Origin of the sequence: Trinickia violacea (assembly GCF_005280735.1) — a bacterium.
Taxonomy (GTDB): Bacteria; Pseudomonadota; Gammaproteobacteria; order Burkholderiales; family Burkholderiaceae; genus Trinickia_A; species Trinickia_A violacea.
This window is the reverse complement of sequence record NZ_CP040077.1, coordinates 1,146,736-1,171,792: the sequence shown is the minus strand read 5'-3', so window position 1 is coordinate 1,171,792 and position 25,057 is coordinate 1,146,736. Positions and strand designations below refer to the sequence as shown.

Here is a 25,057-nt window from a genome sequence, read left to right as displayed (position 1 = left end):
GCTTGTCGCCTCAGAACCCGCGCGACAGCACCGCCATCCCGATCGTCACCACGCCGAGCACCAGATTGACGATGACGAGCCGGCGCACCGTGCCCACGGCGCGCGCGCCGTCGGGCCACTTCTGCGCCTGCACGGCGCGGCGGATGCGCGGAAACACGGCGAATCGCAGGTGCCCGAAGATCAGCATCATCAAGACGCCGATCGCCGCCATCGCGTGCAACGGCCACACCGCATGGCCGCCGCCGAATTGCTGCAGCAGAAAACCGCCCGTGAGCAGGATCACGAGCACCGAGCCCGCCACCCAGTTGAAGAAGCGCGCGTACACGGCTTCGAGGAGCGGCAAGCGCAATTGGGGCGACAAGTCGGAGAGCGCCGGGCGCAGGCAGAAATTCGCGAACACCATGCCGCCCACCCATACGGCGACGCCGAGCAAGTGCAGGAACAGCGCGACATCGATGGCTTTGGACATGGTGAGGCTTCCTCTCGGTTCTTCAATTTATTGGGGGACGCTGGAACGATCGCGAACGGTGTGGACAGGTTCGTCGAGCGACATTCGACCGGTCGCGCGGCACACAGTTCATTGTGTGCCGCGCGTATGTCACAAGTGCATCACGACTGCACGACGACATCATCCCGCGAGCACCGGACGCAGCCCGCTCACTTTGAGCTTCGTATCGGGCGCACGCCCCTTGCGGGCGCGCTTGCCGACGTGCGCTTCGAGCGCGTCGCCCGCGAGACGCTCTTCCTGCGCCTTGCCGCCGCGGCCCGTGCCGACCAGCACCACGCCCGCGCCATTGATCGCGAGCGCCTGCACAAGCTTTTCGTTCGCGTCGAGTGCCATCAGAATCACGCCGCGGCCGCCGCCCGCAAGCGTCTTCATCTCGTCGAGACCGAACACGAGCAAGCGCCCGCCGCTCGACAAGCACACCACCTGCTGCGCATTCGGCAGCATCGGCATCGGCGCGAGCGGCACTGCGCCTTCGTCGATGGTCATGAACGCCTTGCCCGCCTTCACGCGGCTCACCATGTCGCCGACCTTCGCGATGAAGCCGAAGCCGTTGCTCGACGCGAGCAGCAAAGCCTGGTCCGCCGGCGCGGCGTAGTAGTGCATCAGGTGCGTGCCCGATTCGAGCTCGATCAGCGACGTGACCGGCACGCCGTCGCCGCGCCCGCCCGGCAGCGTCGCGACCGCGACCGAATAGACGCGCCCCTTGCTGCCCCACGCGATCAGCGTATCGGGCGTGCGGCACTGGAACGCCGCGTAGAGGCCGTCGCCGTCCTTGAACGTGAAGCCGGCCGGATCGAGCCCGTGGCCCTTCAACGCCCGCACCCAGCCCCGCTGCGACACGACGACCGTCACCGGCTCGTCGACCACCTTCGCTTCGAACGTCGCGCGCTTTTCCTGCTGGATCAGCGTGCGGCGCTCGTCGCCATATTGCTTCGCGTCGGCTTCGATTTCCTTGATGATCTGGCGCTTCATCGCCGATTCGCTGCCCAGCAGCTCTTCGAGCTTCGCCTTCTCGTTGCGCAACTCTTCGAGCTCCTTCTCGATCTTGATCTTCTCGAGCCGCGCCAGCTGACGCAGCCGGATTTCAAGGATGTCCTCGGCCTGCCGCTCGGACAGGCCGAACGCGCTCATCAGCGCGGCCTTCGGCTCGTCCGCTTCGCGGATGATGCGGATCACTTCGTCGATGTTCAGGAAGACGATCATCCGCCCTTCGAGGATGTGGATGCGATCGTCGACCTTGCCCAAGCGATGCCGCGTGCGGCGCGTGACGGTAGCGAAGCGGAAGCCGACCCACTCGTGCAGGATCTCGACGAGACCCTTCTGGCGCGGCCGGCCATCGGCGCCGATCATCACGAGGTTCAGCGACGTGTTCGATTCGAGGCTCGTGTGCGCGAGCAGCGAGTTGACGAACTCGGTCTGATCGATCGTGCGCGACTTCGGCTCGAATACGATCCGCACCGGCGCGTCCTTGCCGGACTCGTCGCGCACGGCATCGACGAGCGCGAGCAGCGTCTGCTTCATCTGCAGCTGCTCGGGCGTGAGCGTCTTCTTGCCGAGCTTGACCTTCGGATTGGTCAGCTCTTCGATCTCTTCGAGCACCTTCTGGGACGACGTATTCGGCGGCAGCTCGGTGATGACGAGCTGCCACTGGCCGCGCGCGAGGTCTTCGATCTTCCAGCGCGCGCGCACCTTCAAGCTGCCGCGCCCGGTTTCATAAGCCGCCGCGATTTCCGCTTCGCTCGAAATGATCTGGCCGCCGCCCGGGAAGTCCGGCCCCGGAATGTGCTGCATCAGCTCGGCGTGCGTGAGCTTCGACGGATGGCGGATCATCGCCACGGCCGCGGCCGCCACTTCGCGCAGGTTGTGCGACGGGATTTCCGTCGCGAGACCCACCGCGATCCCCGAGGCGCCGTTCAACAGCAGAAACGGCAGCCGCGCGGGCAGTAGCTTCGGCTCTTCGAACGAGCCGTCGTAGTTCGGCATGAAATCGACCGTGCCCTGGTCGATCTCGTCGAGCAGCAGCTTCGCGATCGGCGTCAAGCGCGCTTCGGTGTAGCGCATCGCCGCCGCGCCGTCGCCGTCGCGCGAGCCGAAGTTGCCCTGGCCGTCGATGAGCGGATAGCGCATCGAGAAGTCCTGCGCGAGACGCACGAGCGCGTCGTAGGCGGACTGGTCGCCGTGCGGGTGGTATTTGCCGAGCACGTCGCCGACCACGCGCGCCGATTTCACCGGCTTCGCGTCGGCGGCGAGGCCCATCTCGTTCATCGCGAACAGGATGCGGCGCTGCACCGGCTTCTGCCCGTCGCAGACGTCAGGCAACGCACGGCCTTTGACCACGCTCACCGCGTAGTCGAGATAGGCGCGCTCGGCGTAGTTGCCGAGCGTCAGGAAATCGCTGTCCGGCACGGCCGGCTCGGCGAAGAGATCGTCTTGTTGATCCATCGAAATTCGTGTCCGTGTTCAGGTGGGTGGGGGGCGGTGAATCCGCACAGGCTCTCGGCCTCGCTCAGATATCCGCTTCCACCTCGTTGCCCTTCTCTTCGAGCCAGCTGCGGCGCGACGCCGCTTCGCCCTTGCCCATCAGCATCGTCATGCGCGCGACCGTCGCGTCGAAGTCGAGCTCGCCGAGCGCGACCGGCATCAGACGGCGCGTGTCGGGATTCATCGTCGTGTCCCACAGCTGCTCGGCGCTCATTTCGCCCAAGCCTTTGAAGCGGCTGATCGTCCATTGCGATTCGCGCACGCCGTCCTTGCGCAGCTTGTCGAGGATCGCTTCGAGCTCGCCCTCGTCGAGCGCGTAGAGCTTCTGCGCGGGCTTCTTGCCGCGTGCGGGCGCATCGACGCGAAAGAGCGGCGGCCGCGCGACGCACACGTGGCCGCGCTCGATCAACTGCGGGAAATGCTTGAAGAACAGCGTAAGCAGCAGAACCTGGATGTGCGCGCCGTCGACGTCGGCGTCCGACAGGATGCAGATCTTGCCGTAGCGCAGATTCGAGAGATCGACGGTGTCGTCGGGATTGTGCGGATCGACGCCGATCGCCACCGAGATGTCGTGCACTTCGTTGTTCGCGAAGAGCCGGTCGCGCTCGGTCTCCCAGGTATTGAGCACCTTGCCGCGCAGCGGCAGGATCGCCTGGTATTCCTTGTCGCGGCCCATCTTCGCGGAGCCGCCCGCCGAGTCGCCTTCCACGAGGAACAGCTCGTTGCGCACGATATCGGTCGATTCGCAGTCGGTGAGCTTGCCCGGCAGCACGGCCACGCCGGAGCTCTTGCGCTTCTCGACTTTCTGGCCCGCGCGCGTGCGCGCCTGTGCCTGCTTGATGACGAGATCGGCGAGCTTCTTGCCGTGCTCGACGTGCTGGTTCAGCCACAGCTCCAAAGCGGGACGCGCGAACGACGACACGAGCTTCACCGCATCGCGGCTATTCAAGCGCTCCTTGATCTGCCCTTGGAACTGCGGATCGAGCACCTTCGCGGACAGCACGAACGACACGCGCGCGAACACGTCTTCGGCGAGCAGCTTCACGCCCTTCGGCTGCAGGTTGTGCAGCTCGACGAAGCTCTTGACCGCCTGAAAGAGACCGTCGCGCAGGCCGGATTCGTGCGTGCCGCCCGCGGGCGTCGGAATCAGGTTCACGTACGACTCGCGCGTGAGCGGGCCTTCCTCGCTCCACGCGACGACCCATGCCGCGCCCTCGCCTTCGGCGAACGTGTCTTCGCTCGAACGCGAGCTTTCCGCGTAGCGCTCGCCCTCGAAGAGCGGAATCAGCAGATCGCTGCCGGCCATGCCTTCGAGCAGGTAGCCGCGCAAGCCGTCCTCATACTTCCAGCTTTGGCGCTCGCCGGTTTTCTCGTTGACGAGCACGACCTCGACGCCTGGCAGCAGCACCGCCTTCGAGCGCAACAGGCGCTGCAGCTCGCCCAACGGCAGATTCGGCGAATCGAAGTACTTCGCGTTGGCCCACGCGGTGACGCGCGTGCCGGATTTCTTGTCGGCGCGGGCCGCGGCGCGCGTTTCGAGCGGCTTCACGACATCGCCGTTGGCAAAGCCGATCTCGGCAATCTTGCCGTCGCGCCAGACCGTGACGTCGAGCTGCGTGGACAGCGCGTTCGTCACCGAGACGCCGACGCCGTGCAAGCCGCCCGAGAACGTATAGGCGCCGCCCGCGGCCTTGTCGAACTTGCCGCCCGCGTGCAGGCGCGTGAAAACGATTTCGACGACCGGCACCCCTTCGTCGGGATGCAGGCCGAACGGGATGCCGCGGCCGTCGTCTTCGACCGACACGGCGCCATCTGTGTGCAGCGTCACCGTGATTTGCTTGCCGTAGCCGCCGAGGGCCTCGTCGGAGGCGTTGTCGATGACTTCTTGAATGATGTGCAGCGGATTTTCGGTGCGCGTGTACATGCCGGGCCGCTGCTTGACCGGCTCCAGGCCCTTGAGCACCTTGATCGACGCTTCGCTATAGGCAGCGCTTGGCTTTTTCGTGGACATGAATTCCTGGGGTCCGTCGGTTCATCGTTGTCCACAGGCTATGTGGACATCTGCGTGGACAATCCGTTGAAAGTTCAAAAAAGGCGAATCGGAACAACGAGGTGGCGAGCGTGCGCTGGAAATGAGCGCGCTGACGTATCTTGCGCGCTCGACCGGCAGGCGTGGAACGCGCCGCCACCCGCGCAAAGTCCGCTTCGCACGAGTCGCGGCGTATTTTACTGGTTTCGGGATGGGGGGCAATTTGGCGAATAGCCGGGGTGCGCTCGGCCTCTCGGCCTTACGGATTGAAGGCTCGGCGTTTTTCGCGACGATTTTGCAACGAACCGCGCTCAGGGCTGCCCTTGCCCGCCGTGCCCTCCGGCTAGCGCTTCGAGAGACTGCTTGAGCGCGTCGAGCTCCGCGCCGAACCCGCTCCAATCCCCCGCCTTCAGCCGCTCTAACGCGCGGTTGTAGTGATCGAGCGCATCGCGCGCCTGGACGTTGGCCGCACCAGCCGGGCCTGGCGCACGGCCAGACGGCGCCCCGGCAGCCGGCGCGGTCTCCTTGAAAAGCGCCGCCAGCGCCTGGCTCAAGGTCTCCTCCATCACGACGCGATCGCCATAAGCGGCGATCACGCGCTTCAACTCCGGCAGTTGCCCCGAGGACGCACGCAAATAGAGCGGCGACACGTAAAGGATCGAGTTCTCGATCGGCACGACAAGCAAATGCCCGCGAATCACGCGCGAGCCCATCTGGTTCCATAGCGAGATCTGCTGCGAGATCTCGGTGTTCTGCTGAATGCGTGCTTCGATCTGGAACGGCCCGAACACGAGCTTTTCCTTCGGGAAGCTGTACACGACGAGCTTGCCGTACCCCGGCGGATCGCAACGCGCGGCGAGCCACGCGATCATGTTCTCGCGCTGGCTCGGCACCATCGGCAGCATCAGCACGAACTCGGCTTTCGACTCTCCGGGCAGCCGCATGATCGTGTAGTACGGGGTCATCGGCGCGCCGGCGGCGGCATTGCCGTCGTCGATGCCGGCCAGCTCGCGCGGAAACTGCCACAGGTCCTCGCGGTTGTAGAACACCTCGGGCGCGTCCATGTGGTACGCGCGATAGAGCTGCGCCTGGATCAAGAACAAGTCTTCCGGGTAGCGGATGTGCTGCTGCAGGTCAGGCGGCATTTCATCGAGCGGCTTGAAGAGGCTCGGGAAGATCCGCTGATACGTCCGGAGGATCGGATCGGCGGGATCGCTGACGTAGAAGTCGACCGTGCCGTTGTACGCGTCGATCACCACCTTGACCGAATTGCGGATGGTGTTGGAGCCGTCGGCGAGGCCCGGCTTCGAATAAGGGAACCAGCGGCTCGTCGTGTACGCGTCCTGAATCCAATACAAACGCCCCGCGCTCGCGACGATGTAGGGATCGCGGTCGAGCGTCAGAAACGGCGCGATCGTCAGCACCCGGTCCTGGATGTTGCGGTGAAGCAGAATCCGGCTTTCGCTCGTGATGTAGCCGGTCAGGAGGATGTTCGGATCGTCGAGCTGCCATGCGAAGAGCGTGCGCCGCGCGATGCCGCCGATGGCGACGCCGTCGCGTCCGCCGTAGCTCGTGTAGACGTTGTCCTTTCCTTTCGGGTAGTCGAATTCGGGCGTGCTGCCCTTCACGATCACATAGCCTTGTTCGCCCTGGCCGAAATAGAGGCGCGGTTCGCTGATGACCGGACCGCCGGTAGCGACGGGCGGAATGTCCTGCAGATAGAGCGACGGCAGTCCTTCAGCGGACTTCTCCGTCACCGGCGACATCACGACGCCATTGCCGTGCGTGAAGAGCAGATGCAGGTTCACCCAGGTCTGCGCGCTCTCGGGCAAAAGCGACGGGGCCAGCTCGCGCGCGGACAGCATCACCTGCCGATAGCCGGAGGCGAGCCGGTAGCGGTCGATGTCCACCGAGAAGAACTTGTAGTACGTGCGGATCTCCTGCAACTGGGCGTAGGTGCTCATGAGCGGCTGCACGTCCCAGAGGCGGATGTTGTCGATGGTCGCGCGATTGGCGTCGAGCGAGGCGACGTTCAATCCCTCCTCGGCCGGAAAAGGTTTGACCTCGATCTTGTTCAGGCCGTAAGCGAGCCGCGTCAGCTCGATGTTGTGCGCGATATAGGGCGCCTCCAGCTGCAGCTCGCTCGGCTTCACGTAGAAGCGCTCGAACAGCGCCGGATAGATCACCGTCAGCACGAACGAGCCGCCGAACAGCGCCACTGCCGACGCGGCGGGAATTCGCCAGCCGCGCCGGTGCATGTTGACCCACGACGCGACGGCCGCCGCCATGGCGACTCCGATCAGCAGCCACAGCACCGGCAGTTCGACGTGGATATCGGTGTAGCTCGCCCCGACCACGACGCCGTTGTCGCGATACAGCAGCAGATAGCGGTCGAGCACATACGACCACGCCTTGAGCGCGAAGAACCCGCCGAGCAGCGCCGAGGCGTGCGCTGCGGCGGCGGGCGAAAGCCAGCGCGGCGCCGGTCCGAATTCGATGTCGCCGCGCAGGGCATAAACCGCTGCCGCAACGAGCGTGCAGAAAAACAGCAACTGCAACAGCCAGTTCTTGATCGCGATGAAAACGGGCAGCGAGAACAGATAGAAGCCGATGTCCTTGGCGAAGATCGGATCGCGCGCGCCGTATGGCACTTGGTGAAGAAAGCGCAGCGCGATATCCCAGTTCGACACTTTGCTCGCGGCGATGAAAAGCCCGATCAGCACGGCAGCGCCGGCAATGCCCAAGCGCCACGGAACGCGCGGCGCGATGCGGCTCGCGAGTTCGGCGAGATCGGGCGGCGCGTCCTCGGACGCGTCGATCACCTGCATGGCATCGACGGGCCTCGCATAGTAATGCGCGACCCAGCCCGACACCGCGATCGCCGCAGCCGACGCCGCGAACACGGCGGCAAAGACGAGCAGTTTCGCCCAAAAGGCCGTCCAGAACACGGAGCCGTAGCCGATCGAGCCGAACCACAGCCAATCGACCAGAATGCCGGTGATGCGCCCGATCACAATCAGGCAGAAGACCACCGCCGCAACGGCGATGACGTTGCGTGCCACGCGTGCGCCCGACTTCGCTTTCTTCCGCATCGACCGTGCTCCTTCACCCTAATAGGGATTCATCGCACGATCACATTAGCGCGACGCCGGGCGCGCGGCAACGGTGCCTATTGCAAGGTTGGATCATGACGGGACTCGTTTGCACAGCCAAAATCCAATACCCATGACACCAATTGACACGCCAAGCATCAATATGCCGATTAGATATATTCCGGCGTATCAAAAAATGCATTTTGAGTAAATTGGATATACCCGCAATTAATCATCCACACACGTAGATTTTGCGCTACAGTTCGACCGAATCACGTAAGAGGCCGCAGCCTGCAGAAGATTCTGGAACGAGCCCCAATCATGAAATCCGATAGCGCAATCATCAGTTTTATAGATAATTTCCCTGTTTCGGCAAGCCTCAAAGAGGCCGACACCGGAAGATATCTTGTGAATAATTTATATAATTCAAGGCAATTCGGAGTTTCAAATCCAAAGGATCTTGTGGGATTGAGGATACAAGACCTGAGATTTAACCAGCCCGAATGGGGTAAGCGATATGCGACCATGATAGAAAGGCTCGATTCTCGTGCGCGCGAAAAGAAATCCCACGTACTCGGCAGGCATCAATTTCTTGACGATAGCGGCGAGGCTCAGTTGGAGGAAATGGTCAAATTCCCCGTACTGGGTTCCCGAGGGAAAATTCTGGGTATCGTCACGTATCGGCATGACATTACACAAACACTCCCTCCAAGCAGTCTTTATCGGCTTTACCGGAATTTTTACGACACTGCGAACGCAATCAAGAGGACTCTCGTCTGCCTTGAAATCGATCAATATTTCTTCAAGCCACCCACCAATGCACAATTTCAGGTTTTCCTCTTAAAAGCAGAGCGCTTTACCAATAAGGGAATCGCGAAATTTCTCGGCACCTCGGACAGAACTGTGGAATGCCATTTGGAGGCCCTGCGCAACAAAATCATCGACGGCAATCTGTCCCAGGCGCTAACCCTCTTGAAATGGAACACTCATGCGCTCGCAATTCAGTCCGCTGCTGAAGATTGCGCTGACAGCTAATCTTTTCGAGTGGTACGAATTCTCGCTTACCGCTTTCATGGCCTTGGAGATCGGCCTGCTGTTCTTTCCGGCCGAAAGTGACAAGACAGCACTAATGCTGAGTTTCTCGGTATTCGCAAGCAGTTACCTGGCGCGACCGTTCGGCAGCGTGTTTTTTGGCCTCTTGGGCAATCGATATGGCGCGGGTACGGCACTCAAGCTCAGCATGATAGGCATGGCGGTTCCAGCATCGTTGATCGCTTTTTTGCCGACTTATCAAACCGCCGGCTATCTCGCGACGGGGCTGCTGGTAGGCCTGAAGATACTGCAAGGTTTTGCCGCGGGCGGCGAGATGCCGTTGAGCGGTTATTTTGTGTCGCTCAACGCAGCGGATAAATACCGCGGCCTCTACTGTGCCTTGGTCGTGGTCAGCGGTTTCCTCGGTATGTTGCTGGCCTCGGGGGTTGTTTTCGTCTTGCCATACTGTGCCGCGCTACCGGCTGGGGCGAATGCAGGGCAATGGATAGCGCCGTGGCGCTGGCCATTTTTGCTCTGCATTCCGATGTCGCTGTGGATCTATTCGCTCAGGTCGTCGATCGCCGTGCACGCGAGTCGTCAAGTGCATCGCGCGATCCACGCAAGGCCCATGGTACCGCTGATACAAGCCGCAGTCTTGGTTGCATTTATGGAGGTGCATATCTATACGGTCTTCGTCTGGCTGCCGAACTATTTGCATAGTTATCTGGGCGTACCCAATTCCGATGCCCATTTGACAAATGTGACCACCTTGGTGATTTTCTCTATGTCGATGCTGGGCGCGGGTTATGCCACGCGATGGGTAGATGCGACTCAGCTCGTGCTGGTCGGAATCGTGTCTTTAGTCTGCAGTAGTTATCCGCTGTTCGCGATCCTGCAGCGCGGCGATTTTCTGACGCTGTTATTCGTGCAGGCGGCCTTTGCGGTCATGGCAGGTTGCGTGGTTGGCGTTATTTTTGTCGTGCTGCCCGACTTGTTTAAGAACAACTGGCGGAGCTTCGGCATGGCCAGCACCTATTCCTTCGCCACCGCGATTTTCGGCGGAACCGCACCCGTCTTATGCGCTTATTTGATCAACTTGACGCATCGGCTGACTGCGCCGGCGCTCTACATCATGGCAATGGGTTTGCTGGCTGCGCCCGTTGCCTACAGCATTTCCTTGAAGAGGCGAAGCCAAATTCTCTTTTCAGTCGATGTGACTAAGCCCGAGCAACAACGCGGGCCGCCCTCGATTTTTTAGCAGACGTCCCATGACCCATTCAACCAAGCTGCCACCGACCTATCTAGTCACGCCAGAGCCACCGGCTGGCGAGCCTATAGCCGACTTTATCGCGCAGTTGGAACGCGCATTGGAAGCGGGCATCCGCTTAGTGCAGTTGCGCGCCAAGACCCTGACAGCGCCGCAATATGTCACTCTGGCCGAGCAGGCACTGGCGTGTTGCCGGCGCTACGATGCGCGACTACTGTTGAACGCGCCAGCCGATGTGGCGCACGCCTTGCAGGCCGATGGCGTACACCTCACCAGCACTCGCCTGATGGCATGCACAAATAGACCATTGCCGTCCAAACTGCTGGTTTCGGCCGCGTGCCACGACGCGCGCCAAGTGCTGCATGCGAACCGGATAGGCGCCGATTTATTGACGATTTCGCCGGTCTTACCTACTGCGACGCATACGACGGCCGAACCACTGGGTTGGCCGCGTTTTAAAGAACTGGTGGCGCTGACCCCGCTCCCGGTCTATGCCTTGGGCGGGATGACTGCCGACACCTTGAACGAGGCCCGCGAAGCCGGTGCCTATGGCATCGCCGCGATTCGTTCGCTTTGGAGCGGCTAACCGGGCTCGGTAGCAGCAAGCTCAGACCTGAGCGGCAAGCAGCCATGCATGTCGGCGAAGACCAGCAATAAATAAAGGTCGGCGGCCGTTTCGTCGTCGCAATGCCCGAGCACGCTTTGTGCAGCTCGCAGGATCGGCATGCGGGCATGTAAGCGCTCCGAGCTTTCGTAGACATGGCGCGCGAAATCGATGGGCCTGTCGAGCGACAGGTGCTCGATCAGCGCACGGTCTGCAGCGTCAAGGTTCAGCGCACGCGGCGGCCGACCATCACTTTGCACAGTCTGGTTGGACGACCACATTGTTTCGGGCGTCATGCGATCGGCCAATTCCACTAACCGCAGGCCTAGCGCGAGGATCTCGTTACGTCGCGTACCTGGGTTCGCCTCGATGCATCTTCCCGGTCGCCCATTCGTTCGGCTCCGGCGCAGGGTGACCGTTACCGCATCCGGGTGCTCGGGCACGGGCCCCCTGCCGCTCTCCAAGCACAGCCAAGTGGAGCCAATTCGGAAACGGATTTCTGTCTTCATGTCGGCTCAGCCATGTCGTTGATGTCGGAACGAGTGAAAGCAGCTGAACAATTATCCGAGTGTAAGAAGCGCCCCGCATCCGTAATAAACACGGACTTGGCGTGCGATCGGAGCATCCCGCAGCGATGCTCTACCTTCGGGAAACCTTGGGCCACGGCTTGGAGCACCGTTTCCTAGTTCAATCGGGAGCCAATCGATTGAACAACTGGCGCCCGCTTGCCGAATGGCGCTTGGCCCTCGTCAGAGCATCGCCCGGTCATGTCGTCAATGCATATGGCTAGCGCTCGCAACGATCCACCGCCGTCGCGGGCTGCGCGGCGGCCAAGTCGAAGTCAGCCTCCTGCAGCCCATACGGGCTCAACGAGACCCAGTGCAAACGCGAATCGGAACGCGCGAGCCCGAGGCTGCCCATGTACCACCATTTGATCGGCGACGGCTGCGTCGCTTCGAGCTCGATCGACGACGCGCTCATCCGCAATTCCAGCAGACGCCCGTCCTGTGACGGCGTATACGCCCGATCGCCGATCACCGTGATCCCCGCTTCGCGCACCGTCGACGGCATGCACGCGAGCGTCGCCACCGGCGCACCGTCTTCGTCGAACAGTTGCGCGAAGCCGTGTCCGCTCGCATCGCTCGCGGCAACCACAAAGCGGTCGAGCGCAGGCACATAAGCCGCCGCATACGTGTAGTACTGCAGATGCGGCGCAATCACATGCGGCTCGCTCAACGTGCCGTCGGCCGGGTCGAACGCCGCCGCCTTCAGTTGCGCGTAGGTCTGCCCGTTCACGTATTGCTGCCAGACGAGCAGCGCCCGCGTGGGCGACGCGGCGATCATCGGCCACCACTCGCGCACGTAGGGCGCGACGGAAACGAAGTTCAGCGGCGCGCCGTCAGCGTCGTAGGTCTTCACGTAGACGCCGCGTCCGGTGCCGAGATTGTCGACGCCGCCGCCGTCGACCCAGTCGTCCGAGTAGAAGACGACGAAGCGCGAGCCGACCGCGGCCGCTGCCCCGAACGGCCGCCCGCCTTGACGTCGATCGGATACGGACGCACCGGTCCGAGCAGGCGCGAGTAGACGCCGTAGCGCTGGCTCACCTCGTCCGCCGTGTTCCAGCCGTCTTCGAACGTCACCATGATGTTGCCGGTGCTGCTCTGCGCGATCGATACCGGCTCCTGCGCCTCGGGCCGGTGGATGAACACGCGCGGCTTCGCGAGCTTGGCCCGCTCCGGCGACCAGTGCGCGACGTAGACGTCATGCGTCCAGTTGCCGTCGCGCCCTGCTCCGCGCGGCGGCAAGCCCGAGCTGCTGAAGAACACATAGGTGCCGCCATGCCCATCGGACGCCGCGCCGATGCCGTGCATATAGGCGCGCAAATCGCCCTGCGGCACGCGCAGGCGCGAGTCGGCGTGCGGCTCCACGCGGGCGTGGGCATGGGTGGTCGCGTGAGCGGCGGTTCCCGTGGAAGCGGCTGTCGCTACGGTGGATGGGGCTGCCGCCGGCTACGGCGGTCGTCGCGACGGAGACCGCCGCCAACTCGATGCCGGGCGACGGAGCATCTTCTCTGTCGCCCGGCATCCAAGCGCTAGCGATGATCATTCGATCTCGCCGTTCGGCATCGCACAGTGCGGCGCATCGAGCGGATCGTCTTTTCGCGTCCGCCGCTCGTGGTGTGCCGCACTTGGCGTGCCCCACTACTTGCGCTTGGCTTCCAGCTCTTCCCAGCGCTCTAGCGCAAGCAGCAGTTCGTCGTCGATCGCCGCATAGCGCTCGGTGAGACGCGCGCCCTCCTGCGCGTCCTTCGCGAAAATCGATCCGTCTTCCAGTTGCGCGCCGATCGTCTTTTGCTCGGCCTCGAGCGCCGCGATCTTCTCGGGCAGCGCCTCCAGCTCGCGCTGCTCCTTGAACGACAGCTTGACCGTGCGCTGGGCATTGCGGCCCGCCGCGCTGTCCTTCGGCGCGCTCGCCGCGGGCGCTTCCTTCGCTGCGTCCTTCGCGGCCGCTTGCTCGGCGATCTGCTGCGAGCGCTCGCTTTGCACCTGCCAGTCGGTGAAGCCGCCGACATACTCGCGCCAGTTCCCCGCCCCTTCCGACGCGATCACCGACGTCACGACGTTGTCGAGAAACGCGCGGTCGTGGCTCACGAGTAGCACGGTGCCGTCGTAGTCGGCGAGCAGCTCTTCGAGCAGTTCGAGCGTGGGGATGTCGAGGTCGTTGGTCGGCTCGTCGAGCACGAGCACGTTCGCGGGCCGCGCGAAGAGGCGCGCGAGCAAGAGGCGGTTGCGCTCGCCGCCCGAGAGCGACTTCACGGGCGAGCGGGCGCGTTCCGGCGCGAACAGGAAGTCGCCCAGATAGCTCATCACGTGCTTCTTCGTGCCGTTGACTTCGACCCAGTCGCTACCGGGGCTGATCGTATCGGCGAGGCTCTTTTCCTGATCGAGCTGCGCGCGCATCTGATCGAAATACGCGACCTGCAGGTTCGTGCCGACCTTGACAGTGCCTTCGTCAGGCGCCAATTCGCCCAGGATCAGCTTGAGGAGCGTCGTCTTGCCCGCGCCGTTCGGTCCGACGAACCCGATCTTGTCGCCGCGCATGACCGTCGCCGAAAACCGGTCAACCACCGTGCGCGCCCCGTAGCGCTTCGTCACATCGGTCAGCTCGGCGACGATCTTGCCGGACTTCTCCCCCTGCCCGACGTCGAGCTTCACGTTGCCCTGCACGTTGCGCCGCTCGGCGCGTTCGTTGCGCATCTGCACGAGCCGCGCAATGCGGCCGACGCTGCGCGTTCGGCGCGCCTCGACGCCCTTGCGAATCCACACTTCTTCCTGCGCGAGCAGCTTGTCGAACTTCTCGTTCTCGACGCGCTCGACTTCCAGTTGCTGCGCCTTGCGCGTCTGGTAAGCGGAGAAATTGCCGGGGTACGACAAGAGCCGGCCGCGGTCGAGTTCGACGATGCGCGTCGCCACGCGGTCGAGAAATGCGCGATCGTGCGTGATGAAGAAGAGCCCGGCGCGCTGCGACGCGAGCAGCTCCTCGAGCCAGCGGATGCCGTCGAAATCGAGGTGGTTGGTCGGCTCGTCGAGCAAGAGCACGTCCGGCTGCGCGACGAGCGCGCGGGCCAGCGCGACGCGCTTTTGCATCCCGCCCGAGAGCGCGCCGACGCGCGCGTCGCCGTCGAGGCCGATTTGCGCGAGCGTGGTCGAGACACGCGTGCGCCAGTTCCAGGCATCGGTCGCGTCGAGCGACGATTGCAGCGCGTTCATGCGCGCGAGCAGCGCATCGTGCTCGGCGCCTTCGGGCGTTTCCGCGAGCCGGTGCGCGACGGCATCGTATTCGTCGAGATGCGCGCGTGCGTCGACGAGGCCGGCCGCGACGGTATCGAACACCGACACGTCCGCATCGAACTCCGGCTCCTGCGGCACATAGACGGTCGACAGATCCTGCTGCCGCGTGACGAGACCGTCATCGGGCTTCGTGAGCTCGGCGACGATCTTCAGGAGCGACGATTTGCCTGCGCCGTTGCGGCCGATCAGGCCGACGCGCTCGCCGGCTTCGAGCGAGAAATCCGCGTGATCGAGCAACGCGACGTGACCGAACGCGAGCTGCGCGCCGGTGATGGAATAAAGCGACATGGGGAGAGCGGCTTTGAGCGAAAACCAAAACGCTCATTGTACCGGTCGGGCGAAGCGCGGCCGGGTGCCTAAAGACATAGGACACAGGGGATGAGCGCGCGCGAGCCGCGCGCGCTCCAAAGAGACACGGCCGCCAGGAGCGGACGAACGACCGTCCGGCTTACTTCACATGAACCGTGATGGTCTGGCTCATTTGGGGGCCATAAGACCGATGCGCGCCGTCGGCGAATTGCATGGTCAGCGTGTGGTCGCCCGGCGGCAGGGTCACGTCCGTCTCGGTCTGCCCCTTGCCGTAGTGGATGTGCGTCTCGTCGGCGGGGACGACGGTGCCTTGGGGCACCGGTCCGCCGTCGATGATCAGATGATGGTGGCCCGTGCCTTCCGTGATCGTGCCGGCCGGCGCGACCGTCATGCCCTCGACGCCGAACACGATGTGCACCGGGCTCGTCACGGTCGCGCCGTCCTTCGGCGCGACAAAGAAGACGCGAGAGTCGGCCCGCGCCGCGGCCGACGCCACGAGCAGTCCCGCGAATACTGCGCCTGTGATCCATGTGTTTTTGAGCATCGTTTTCTCCAGGTGGAATCAAGCCGGTGGTCAGCATACACCGGGGTTGCAAAGTTTACTGACTCAGCCAAAGCAGCGGATTCGCGCTCGGGCGCCGCGGCAATCGCGCACACGGGCCTCGTCACGGAATCCGTTAAAATCGCGTGTTTTGCCCGACGTCGTCACGAAGGGCCAGAGCGTTCCAAAGCATTCATTTGAAAGAGAATTCCGTGAGCGAAGTGATCGAATACAAAAGCTGGGTCTGCCTGATTTGCGGCTGGGTCTACAACGAACAAGACGGCCTGCCCGGCGAAGGCATCGCGCCGGGTACCCGCTTTGCCGACATTCCCGAAGACTGGCGGTGTCCGGAGTGCGACGTGACCAAGGCGGAGTTTGCGGCCGTCGAGTTCTGAGCCGGTACGACACAGAACACGCGAGGCGGGGGAGGTATTCCGTGGGGGGTGTGTTTAGGGGGCAAGCGAAAAGTGAGTCATCCGGCTGACGAGAATCCGGTCTGGAACGAGGCCGACTTTGCGCGCGCACGGCCTGCTGAAGGAGCCTATCCGATTTCCTGTGTGTGAGGCATAAACTGACGGCAAAGGAGCCGCTTTATGCCACGCAAACGAAAAGAAGAAACGACGGTGGAACCGGGCAAGGGGTTGAACCTGGACCCGGAGCTGATCAAACAACTGGTGCCCGGGACACTGGACCGGGCGACCATTAACGAGCAACTGGCTGCGCTCAAGAAGGCGATCTTCGAACGCGCGCTAGGCGGTGAGCTGACGCACCACCTAGGCTACGAGAAGGGCCAAGCCAAGCCGGAAGGCGGCACGAACCACCGCAACGGCACCAGCCGCAAGCGCATCACGACCGACGACGACACGTTCGACGTCGAGATTCCGCGCGATCGCGAAGGCACGTTCGACCCGGTGCTGATCGCCAAGGGCGAGCGGCGCTTCACCGGTTTCGACGACAAGATCATCGCGATGTACGCACGCGGCATGAGCGTGCGAGAGATTCAGGGTTTCCTGTTGGAGATGTACGGCATCGAGGTGTCGCCGGACTTTATCAGCACGGTGACCGACGCGGTGCTCAACGAAGTGCGCGACTGGCAGCAGCGGCCGCTGGAGGCCATGTATCCGGTGGTGTTCTTCGATGCCCTGCGCGTGAAGATCCGTGACGAAGGCGTGGTACGCAACAAGGCGATCTATCTGGCGCTGGGCGTGCGCCGCGACGGCACACGCGACGTGCTGGGCCTATGGATCGAGCAGACCGAGGGCGCCAAGTTCTGGCTACGAGTGGTCAACGACCTGAAACTGCGCGGTGTGCAGGACATTCTGATTGCCGTGGTCGATGGCCTGAAGGGCTTTCCGGAAGCGATCAACACGGTGTTTCCGGAAACGACGGTCCAGACCTGTATCGTCCATCTGATTCGCAACTCGCTGGACTTCGTGAGTTGGAAGGATCGCAAAGCGGCTGCGGCAGCGCTCAAGGAGGTCTACCGGGCGCCAACGGCCGAGGCGGCTGCCGCGGCCCTGGACGCGTTCGACGCCGGCCCGTGGGGCGCCAAATACCCGCCGATCGCAGCGCTCTGGCGGCGGGCCTGGGAACAGGTGATTCCGTTCTTCGCGTTCGCGCCCGAGATTAGAAAAATCGTCTATACGACAAATGCGATCGAGTCGCTGCACATGCAATTGCGCAAGATCATCAAGGCGCGCGGCCACTTCCCATCGGACGAGGCCGCGCTCAAGCTGATCTGGCTAGCGCTGCGCAACGTCGTTGCCAAATGGAGCGGCTCTCGGCACGATTGGAAAAGCGCGATGACACAGTTCGCGCTGCTTTACCCCGAGCGATTCAATATCGGAATCTGAGTCTTAACCCGCCTCACACACAGAAATCCGGATACCTCCTGCTGAAGAAGTACTGCCCGAACTTTTTGGAAAAGAAGCGGCCGCGAAGATGACCGAGCCGTCACGGTTGAATGTCTTTGATATACTCAGCGCTCGCTGACGGACTCTGAGTCGTCGGCCATTCGGTCCTCTCCCCGTAGTTCAATGGATAGAACAAGTGCCTCCTAAGCGCTAGATACAGGTTCGATTCCTGTCGGGGGGACCAAATGAGCTTCGCAGCCGGTTCCCAGCTTCCTGAGAAGCCCCGCGTGTTACACCGCGGGGCTTTTTGCTTTCCGGGAGTGCCTTCCGCAATCCGTCGGCTCATCGATACAGGCAGGTGTATTCCCCGCCCCAAGCGCCGCTGGTGCATCGCTTGCAGATGTACCGCGGACAGTCGGTGATGCCCGTGCCCGGCACGGCGCACCTGGAGACAATGAAGCCTTCCTGCACCACGCCTCCATCGGAAGCCAAGCAGGCGCCAAGAGGCAAAACCCTGGCGGTTTGAGCGGGTTGCGCCGAGGCTCCATCCTCGTGCGCGCATCCCGCGAAGACAAACAAGAGCGGAAAGACCAGCAATAGCTTCAAACACCGAATCGAGGACATTGCGCACCTCCATTGCGAAGGAACGAAGCAATTCGAGCCCGCGCGGGGCACCTCAACTAAACGGTCAGAACACGCAAAACATTCCGGGAATCGGGGAAAGACACGAAATTGGCAGTCCCGTCATATCGCCTTCGATGTACCGTATCGCACGCGCTGCTCCCTTACCACTTTACGCTCAGGAGTCTCGAGATGCTGGCACTCAGACCAAGCTGCGAATGCTGCGACAAAGACCTCCCCCCGGAGTCCGCCGATGCGCGAATCTGCTCATTCGAATGCACGTTCTGCGTCGACTGCGCGACGAACGTGCTTCACGGCACATGCCCGAATTGCGGCGGCGAACTGGTCGCGCGGCCGCGCCGTCCGGCGAACAAGCTCGCGAGCAATCCGCCGTCGACCGAACGCGTCTTCAATCCGGACTGCGCGCAGCAGCACTAGGCACAACAGGCAACGATAAGCACAGCGACAGCAGCGTTTCCGCCTCGGCCAAAGCGCTTCTATTGCGCACCGGAACATGGCCACGCCGGTCACGCCCGCCATGTTCCCGCCATCCTCCAGCCAGTAAACTCCGGACACAATTCCTGCCGAACTCCGCCACCCATTTAGCTTTCTTAGGAGATAGATGGGAGCGAAATCATGTTGAGGCTCATCACAATCCTCGGATTGGCCTCCGCCCTCGCGGGCTGCGTCGCGGAGGCTCCCGGCTACCCCGATTACGCTTATTACCCCGACGGCTACTACGCCTACGGCCCGGACTACGAGCCGGGGTATGCGTACGGTGCGGTCGGCATCGTCGGCGGCGGCAGCTGTTGCTTCTTCCACCACCATGATCATGATCATGATCACGATCATGACCACGGCGGCGGTCACGGTCACGGTTGGGGCGGAGGCTGGGGTCACGGCGGCAACCATGGCGGCGTCTGGACGAGCGGCGGTAGCTGGGGCGGCCATGGCGGCGGTCACGGCGGCGGCGGCGGTGGAGGTGGCGGTGGCGGCTCGAGCCGCTAGCCGACAGGACGAATTACCCGGACGCATCAGGACGAATCGCGGCCCATCCCCGTGCTAGCATCTGCCGACGCACGGAGAGCCCCACATGGATGTCGCGATTGTCCGCCGTTTCGAAACCGAATTTGCACCCCGCATCGCGGAGACGATCACTGGCCTGTTCGACGCGCACGTGCGCGCGAAAATCATCCCGTCCGAAGGCGCTGGCCGGGCGACGCGAGTCCGGTTATTCGGGGAGGTGAACGAGCACGCGCACGAGCACCTGAGGCACTTCGCACACCCGCTCAACGTCGAGCTGACGTGGGATGACGACGAAATCGAAAGCCTGCTGACGACCCCAGAGGGCCGCACGCGCTTTCAGCGCTACCTCAACGCGATTCCTCGCAAGCTGCGCAATTGGCAGGACGCGCGATCGATCGACTTCGCGACGCGCACCCAGGACGAACCGTCTATTCTGATCGGCGGCCTCGACTTCGGCGCATAACACCTCTGGCGACCTCTTGCCTCTAGCCGCCCCGCTTTCTCAATGCCGCCTATGCATCCATTGCGGATGATGCGCACCGAGCCAGCGCCGCAAGTCGTTCAATGGATGTTCGGTCTGATACCGCGTCGCAACGAGAAACGCGGCGCATACGAAGACGATAAGCGTCAGCATGAAACCGATGGATGAATCAGGCATTGCAGTCTCCTCCTGATCTAACGGCGGCTGTCTCGATTCTACGAGCGTTGCCGCCGCCAGGCGATCTATTTTGCGACCTGCGCCACGTTCACGAAGCGCGTCCGTAATACAAATTCTGCGGATGGCGCGCTTCGGCGAAGAAGAACCATCGCTCGGCGACGAGCCCCGCGTATTGGATGACGAACGCCGCGCCGAGGAGCGCAATCGACGAGGCCACCGACGACGACGCCGCCGCCCCCAGCGCCGTCAGCACGAACGGCACCGCGAATGCGCCGAGCAAAAACGCCCACTTGACGGTCTGCACCGTGCGCGCCGTTTGGCCGTGAAAGAACTCGCGCGTGTTGAACGATTGGGCGGTGAAGCCGCGCGACTTTTGGACGACGTTCGGGCCCTTGATGCCGGTCGCGCTTTGCAGCGTCGACTTCGGCCGCAGCCGCGCGTTGCGCGCGAGCGACGCAATCCGGCTCGCGCAGCCGGCAAGCGTCAGCACGCACGCGCACGGCGCGAGTGCGCCCACTAGCGCGGGCGCGAGCCACGCCGAGCATGCCGCGGCGAGTGTGAATCCCGATGCGCAGCCGAGCAGCACGAAGTTGACCATCGTGAGCGGCGTGGCCCATTCCTGCAGAAAGCGCAGGCACGCATAGATCATCGACGTGCAGACGAAGAGCGCCGCGCCTGCCAGCACGCCGAGCACGCCGATCGCGATTGCGTACGGCGAACCGATCCAGTGCGCGACGCCATACGCGAACGCGCAAGCGAGAAACGCGGGCAGTGCGAGACATTCGCGCGAGAGCCACGACGTGCGCCACATCGCGATCGCGCGCCACGCGCGCTCCGGATGTCCGAGGTGGAAAAACGAAGCGAGGAGGCCCAGCGCGCCGAGCGCGACCGACACGCCCGCGCCCACGACATAAAAACTCTGCGACGTCATCGCACTTGCCGCGCCCCAGCCGAGCCGCCCGGCGACTTCCACGCCGACGAGCGCGATCAACAATCCCTGCGCGGCGCCGCAAAGCGTCGTCAGGAACACCACCGAGAAAGCAGGTCTCATCTTCCTTGACTCCCCATCCTTATTGACCAGCCGCCATCACGCGCGCGTCGCCGCCGAGGCCAGATTCAATTGGCCTCGCTCGAGCTGCGCGTCGATCGACACATCCTGGGCGTCGCCCGCCGATTTGCACGAGCACGCTCCCCCGCCGCACGACGTCGACTCCGTCTTGTGCCGCGGCAAGTAGTGATTCGAAGGCCGCGTGCCCCACTCCGGCATCAACTGATAACCGCCGCGCTCGCGGATCGCCTTCGACACCGTCGACTCGGGATCATGGATATCGCCGAAGAGCCGCGCCGAAGTCGGGCACGCGAGCACGCAGGCGGGCTTGCGGTCGCGCTCGGGCAGCGCCTCGTTGTTGATGCGGTCCGAGCACAGCGTGCACTTCGTCATCTCGTGGCGCTTCTCGTCGATCTCGCGCGCGCCGTACGGGCATGCCCACGAGCAGTATTTGCAGCCGATGCAGCGGTCGTAGTCGACCAGCACGAGGCCGTCTTCCTTGCGCTTGTAGCTCGCGCCGGTCGGGCACACGGGCACGCACGGCGGGTCTTCGCAATGCAGGCACGACTTCGGGAAGTGAATCGTGTCGGTGAGCGGAAACTCGCCGGTTTCGTAGGTCTGCACGCGGTTGAAGAACGTCCCCGACGGATCGTCGTCGTACGGCCGGAAATCCGCGAGACTGCCCGCCTCGCCCGAGGTGTTCCATTCCTTGCAGCTCGTCACGCACGCGTGGCATCCGACGCACACGTTCAAGTCGATCACGAGGGCCATCTGAGTCATTGCTTGCTCCCGCCTGTTTACTGTTCGCCGTCGTGGTGCTTGGCGGCGGGCTTCACCGCCTGCATCAAGCGCTTGGCAAATTCGCCGCGTCCCGCGAAATACGCCTGCACGACGCGCTGGACCGCATTCGCGCCCGTCGAGCCGGGCAGCGCCGTCATCGGCGCGAACTGCGGCAGCGTGTGGTCGGCGTCGGCTTCGGCCGGATAGACGCGCACGCGCACGTCGTACCACGCGGCCTGTCCCGTGACCGGATCGGAATTCGACATCCGTGCGCCCGCTGCCGCGTTCTTTTCCTGAGCGGGCAACTCGTCCGTGATCAGGTGGTTCAACAGAAAGCCGTGCTTGGATTCGTTCGCATCGGGACCGAGGTTCCACGCGCCCGCCGCCTTGCCGATCGCGTTCCAGGTCCACACCGTCCCGGGCTCGACCGCCTCGCTGTAGCGCGCCATGCAGCGGACCTTGCCCCACTGCGATTCGACGTAGATCCAGCCGCCGTCCTCGATGCCGTTTTCCTGCGCCATGCGCGGATTCATGAACAGATAGTTCTCGCCGTGGATCTGCCGCAGCCAAGCGTTCTGCGAATCCCACGAGTGGTACATCGCCATCGGACGCTGCGTGATCGCGGCGAGCGGATAGCGCGCCGTATCGGTCGCGGCGTTTTCGAGCGGCGGGTAGTAGAACGGCAGCGGATCGAAATAGCGCTCGATACGCGCACGCAGGTGATCGGGCGGCTGGCGGCCTGTCGTCTTGCCGCGCGCGGCGAGCCGGAATTTCTGCAGCACGTCCGAGTAGAGCTGAATCACGATCGGCGTGTCGAACTTGCGAAAGCCGTTCTCGACCGCCCACTTCAAGTACGGCCCGTTGCAGTTGCGCATGTACTGGATCGACTCGGGCAGCGTGAAATGGAACACGCAATTGTTTTTCGCGTATTGCTCCCACTGGTTCGGATTCGGCTCGCCGACGAGCGCCTTGTCGCCGTCCTTGCCCCGCCAGCCGGCGAGAAAGCCGACGCCCGAATTGGGCGAGGTCTGGAAGTTGACGACGAAATCCGGGTAGTCGCGGTACTTGCGCGTGCCGTCCTCTTTCGTGAACGCCGGCAGCTTCAGCCGGCTGCCGAGCTCGATCAGCACTTCCTGGAAGGGCTTGCATTCGCCGGTCGGCGGCACCACGGGAACGCGCACGGAGTCGACCGGACCGTCGTATTCGGAGATCGGACGATCGAGCACCGACATCGCATCGTGCCGCTCGAGGTAGGTCGTGTCCGGCAGGATCAGATCGGCGAACGCGGTCATCTCCGACTGAAACGCGTCGCACACCACGATGAACGGGATCTTGTGCTCGCCGTTCTCGTGCTTGTCGGCGAGCATCTTGCGGACCTCGACCGTGTTCATCGACGAGTTCCACGCCAGGTTCGCCATGAAGATGAACAGCGTGTCGATCGGGTACGGGTCGCCGCGCCAGGCGTTCGTGATGACGCTGTGCATGAGGCCGTGGACCGCGAGCGGGTACTCCCACGAGAACGCCTTGTCGATGCGGCCGGGCTGGCCGTCCTTGTCGACAAAGAGATCTTCCGGCGCGGCGGGCCAGCCGAGCGGGCCGTTTGCGAGCGGCGTATTCGGCTGGATCACGTCCGGATCGTTCGGCGGTTTCGCCGACGGCGGCACCGCGCGCGGGTACGGCGACTTGTGCCGGAAGCCGCCGGGGCGATCGATCGTGCCCATGATCGACATCAGAATCGACAGCGCGCGGATCGACTGGAAGCCGTTCGAATGCGCGGCGAGCCCGCGCATCGCGTGGAACGCGATCGGGTTGCCGGTGACGGTGTCGTGCGTCTGGCCCCACGCGTCGGTCCACGGGATCGGCAGCGTGATCTTGTGGTCGCGGGCCGTGTCGGCCATTTCTTGCGCGAGGCGGCGGATCGTGTCGGCGGGAATGCCGGTGATCTCCGACGCCCACTCGGGCGTGCACTCGGCCACCTGCTCGCGCAGCAGCGCGAACGACGGCACGACCGGCGTGCCGTCCGCGAGCGCATAGCGGCCTTCGAGCGCGGGCGTGACGCCCGGCGCGTGATGCACCACGGCGCGCTGCGCGGCCGGGTCCCACCACATGCGGTTCTGCGGAAACAGCGGATTGCCGACCGGCGACTCGGGGTCCTGCACGAACAGGCCGAAGGTGTTGCGCTCGGCGTTCATGTCGAGCAGCTCCGCCGCGTTCGTGTAGCGCGTGACGAACTCGCGGTCGTACGACTCGGTTTCGATCAGTTCGCGGATCAGCGCCATGAACAGCGCGCCGTCGGTGCCGGGACGGATCGGCACCCATTCGTCCGCGATCGCCGCGTAGCCCGTGCGCACCGGATTGATCGCGATGAAGCGCCCGCCCGCGCGCTTGAACTTCGAGAGCGCGATCTTGAGCGGATTCGAGTGATGGTCTTCCGCGGTGCCGATCATGAAGAACAGCTTCGCGCTGTCGAGGTCGGGCCCGCCGAACTCCCAGAACGAGCCGCCCATCGTGTAGATCATCCCGGCGGCCATATTGACCGAGCAGAATCCGCCGTGCGCCGCGTAGTTGGGCGTGCCGAACTGCTTCGCGAAGAGGCCGGTGAGCGCCTGCATCTGGTCGCGGCCGGTGAAGAGCGCGAACTTCTTCGGATCGGTGGCGCGCAGGTGGCCGAGGCGCTTCTCGAGGGTCGCGAACGCGACGTCCCAGGAGACCGGTTCGAACTGCGCGGTGCCGCGTTCGGCGCCGGGCTTGCGCATCAGCGGCTGCGTGAGGCGCGCGGGCGAATACTGCTTCATGATCCCCGACGAACCCTTCGCGCAGATCACGCCCTGATTGAGCGGATGGTTCGGGTTGCCGTCGATATAGCGCACTTCGCCGTCGCGAAGATGCACGCGGATTCCGCAGCGGCACGCGCACATGTAGCACGTGGTGGTCTTCACCTCGAGCTTTTCGTTCTGGGTTCGGGCTCGGTGTTCCATCTGACCTCCTTCGATTGCCATGCCGCGCTTCGCCAAGCCGGGAAGCGGTATATGCATATGACCGAATCGTATAAGGCCGCACGGCAAAAGAAAAATCGCTATTTCGAATTAAAACCATCAGCTTTGGCGATAGTTCGAAAAACCACGCGGGGCGTCGAGATGGCGCACGTGCTCCACGCGACCGGCAAAGGCGCGGCAACACGCTGGCAGGTGGAAAACCGCGGCAAGACGATGATCGAAGGCAAGTTCGAATTCGGCTTCGCGGTGGACTGAATGGGAAAGGACCTCGGCATCTGCCTCGACGAGGCGAAGCGACGCGAAGTGCAACGGCGCGCCGCTGCCGGTGGCGGCGCGCGCCGATCAGTTCTGCAGTACGGTG

21 protein-coding genes, 1 tRNA gene and 1 pseudogene are annotated in these 25,057 nt (G+C 63.5%); 10 read left to right on the top strand and 13 right to left on the bottom strand.

Translation table 11 applies throughout. The features are described 5' to 3' along the window. Positions 1-10: 10 nt before the first annotated feature. The 4 genes from FAZ95_RS05350 to FAZ95_RS05335 all read right to left on the bottom strand — a co-directional run bounded on the left by FAZ95_RS05350 (position 11) and on the right by FAZ95_RS05335 (position 8,110). Positions 11-469 carry a CopD family protein gene (locus FAZ95_RS05350; RefSeq protein ID WP_137331502.1) on the bottom strand — a complete coding sequence of 153 codons (459 nt, stop codon included), beginning with the start codon at positions 467-469 and terminating at the stop codon, positions 11-13. 159 nt (positions 470-628) lie between these two features. Next, positions 629-2,950 carry a DNA topoisomerase IV subunit A gene (parC, locus tag FAZ95_RS05345; RefSeq protein WP_137331501.1) on the bottom strand — a complete coding sequence of 774 codons (2,322 nt, stop codon included), beginning with the start codon at positions 2,948-2,950 and terminating at the stop codon, positions 629-631. A gap of 64 nt (positions 2,951-3,014) precedes the next feature. Then, on the bottom strand, positions 3,015-5,000 hold the full coding sequence (locus FAZ95_RS05340) for a DNA topoisomerase IV subunit B (protein ID WP_137331500.1): 1,986 nt from the start codon (positions 4,998-5,000) through the stop codon (positions 3,015-3,017). 329 nt (positions 5,001-5,329) lie between these two features. Further along, positions 5,330-8,110 carry a UPF0182 family membrane protein gene (locus tag FAZ95_RS05335; protein WP_137331499.1) on the bottom strand — a complete coding sequence of 927 codons (2,781 nt, stop codon included), beginning with the start codon at positions 8,108-8,110 and terminating at the stop codon, positions 5,330-5,332. 321 nt (positions 8,111-8,431) lie between these two features. Here FAZ95_RS05335 and FAZ95_RS05330 point away from each other — a divergent pair, with 321 nt between their 5' ends. The 3 genes from FAZ95_RS05330 to FAZ95_RS05320 are packed head-to-tail and all read left to right on the top strand — an operon-like array spanning position 8,432 to position 10,995. Then, a complete protein-coding gene (locus tag FAZ95_RS05330; RefSeq protein ID WP_137331498.1) occupies positions 8,432-9,145 on the top strand; it encodes a LuxR C-terminal-related transcriptional regulator in 714 nt (237 codons plus the stop codon). After that, positions 9,099-10,400, top strand: a complete 1,302-nt coding sequence (locus tag FAZ95_RS05325; RefSeq protein WP_137331497.1) for an MFS transporter — start codon at positions 9,099-9,101, stop codon at positions 10,398-10,400. Before FAZ95_RS05330 ends, FAZ95_RS05325 begins: the two co-directional genes overlap by 47 nt. 10 nt (positions 10,401-10,410) lie before the next feature. Further along, positions 10,411-10,995, top strand: a complete 585-nt coding sequence (locus tag FAZ95_RS05320) for a thiamine phosphate synthase (protein WP_137331496.1) — start codon at positions 10,411-10,413, stop codon at positions 10,993-10,995. On the opposite strand, the gene FAZ95_RS05315 is transcribed toward FAZ95_RS05320, so the two are convergent. The 5 genes from FAZ95_RS05315 to FAZ95_RS05300 all read right to left on the bottom strand — a co-directional run bounded on the left by FAZ95_RS05315 (position 10,992) and on the right by FAZ95_RS05300 (position 15,717). Then, positions 10,992-11,522: a hypothetical protein gene (locus FAZ95_RS05315; RefSeq protein ID WP_137331495.1), complete on the bottom strand. Its 531-nt coding sequence runs from the start codon at positions 11,520-11,522 to the stop codon at positions 10,992-10,994. The genes FAZ95_RS05320 and FAZ95_RS05315 overlap by 4 nt on opposite strands. 277 nt (positions 11,523-11,799) lie before the next feature. Further along, entirely contained in the window at positions 11,800-12,432 is a 633-nt protein-coding gene (locus tag FAZ95_RS39935) for a hypothetical protein (protein WP_254699814.1), read from the bottom strand. Next, a complete protein-coding gene (locus FAZ95_RS39930) occupies positions 12,429-12,941 on the bottom strand; it encodes a hypothetical protein (protein WP_254699813.1) in 513 nt (170 codons plus the stop codon). The genes FAZ95_RS39935 and FAZ95_RS39930 overlap by 4 nt, the downstream gene beginning before the upstream one ends. 273 nt (positions 12,942-13,214) lie before the next feature. Next, a complete protein-coding gene (locus FAZ95_RS05305) occupies positions 13,215-15,152 on the bottom strand; it encodes an ATP-binding cassette domain-containing protein (RefSeq protein WP_137331494.1) in 1,938 nt (645 codons plus the stop codon). 160 nt (positions 15,153-15,312) lie between these two features. Continuing rightward, positions 15,313-15,717, bottom strand: coding sequence for a DUF4399 domain-containing protein (locus FAZ95_RS05300; protein WP_137331493.1), 405 nt, complete (start codon positions 15,715-15,717; stop codon positions 15,313-15,315). A gap of 209 nt (positions 15,718-15,926) precedes the next feature. Here FAZ95_RS05300 and FAZ95_RS05295 point away from each other — a divergent pair, with 209 nt between their 5' ends. The 6 genes from FAZ95_RS05295 (at position 15,927) to FAZ95_RS05270 (ending at position 19,677) form a co-directional block, all read left to right on the top strand. Continuing rightward, a complete protein-coding gene (locus FAZ95_RS05295; protein ID WP_137331492.1) occupies positions 15,927-16,109 on the top strand; it encodes a rubredoxin in 183 nt (60 codons plus the stop codon). Positions 16,110-16,307: 198 nt separating this feature from the next. After that, positions 16,308-17,567: an IS256 family transposase gene (locus FAZ95_RS05290; protein WP_137330674.1), complete on the top strand. Its 1,260-nt coding sequence runs from the start codon at positions 16,308-16,310 to the stop codon at positions 17,565-17,567. A 169-nt stretch (positions 17,568-17,736) separates the two neighbouring features. Next, positions 17,737-17,811, top strand: a tRNA-Arg gene (locus FAZ95_RS05285). A 569-nt stretch (positions 17,812-18,380) separates the two neighbouring features. Further along, positions 18,381-18,626, top strand: coding sequence for a DUF1272 domain-containing protein (locus tag FAZ95_RS05280; protein ID WP_137331491.1), 246 nt, complete (start codon positions 18,381-18,383; stop codon positions 18,624-18,626). A 198-nt stretch (positions 18,627-18,824) separates the two neighbouring features. Then, complete coding sequence (locus FAZ95_RS05275; protein WP_137331490.1) at positions 18,825-19,196, top strand: hypothetical protein; 372 nt, start codon at positions 18,825-18,827, stop codon at positions 19,194-19,196. A gap of 85 nt (positions 19,197-19,281) precedes the next feature. Next, positions 19,282-19,677, top strand: a complete 396-nt coding sequence (locus tag FAZ95_RS05270; RefSeq protein ID WP_137331489.1) for a DUF5594 family protein — start codon at positions 19,282-19,284, stop codon at positions 19,675-19,677. Between the two features lie 39 nt (positions 19,678-19,716). On the opposite strand, the gene FAZ95_RS39190 is transcribed toward FAZ95_RS05270, so the two are convergent. The 4 genes from FAZ95_RS39190 to FAZ95_RS05255 form a co-directional block, all read right to left on the bottom strand. Then, complete coding sequence (locus tag FAZ95_RS39190; protein ID WP_175425524.1) at positions 19,717-19,872, bottom strand: hypothetical protein; 156 nt, start codon at positions 19,870-19,872, stop codon at positions 19,717-19,719. Between the two features lie 88 nt (positions 19,873-19,960). Then, on the bottom strand, positions 19,961-20,923 hold the full coding sequence (locus FAZ95_RS05265; protein ID WP_137331488.1) for a dimethyl sulfoxide reductase anchor subunit family protein: 963 nt from the start codon (positions 20,921-20,923) through the stop codon (positions 19,961-19,963). A gap of 36 nt (positions 20,924-20,959) precedes the next feature. Further along, positions 20,960-21,700: a 4Fe-4S dicluster domain-containing protein gene (locus FAZ95_RS05260; protein WP_137331487.1), complete on the bottom strand. Its 741-nt coding sequence runs from the start codon at positions 21,698-21,700 to the stop codon at positions 20,960-20,962. A 17-nt stretch (positions 21,701-21,717) separates the two neighbouring features. Then, on the bottom strand, positions 21,718-24,678 hold the full coding sequence (locus tag FAZ95_RS05255; RefSeq protein WP_137331486.1) for a molybdopterin oxidoreductase family protein: 2,961 nt from the start codon (positions 24,676-24,678) through the stop codon (positions 21,718-21,720). Between the two features lie 150 nt (positions 24,679-24,828). On the opposite strand from FAZ95_RS05255, the pseudogene FAZ95_RS39925 reads away from it, so the two are divergent. Then, a pseudogene (locus tag FAZ95_RS39925) lies at positions 24,829-25,057 on the top strand (NAD-binding protein); the annotation flags it as partial.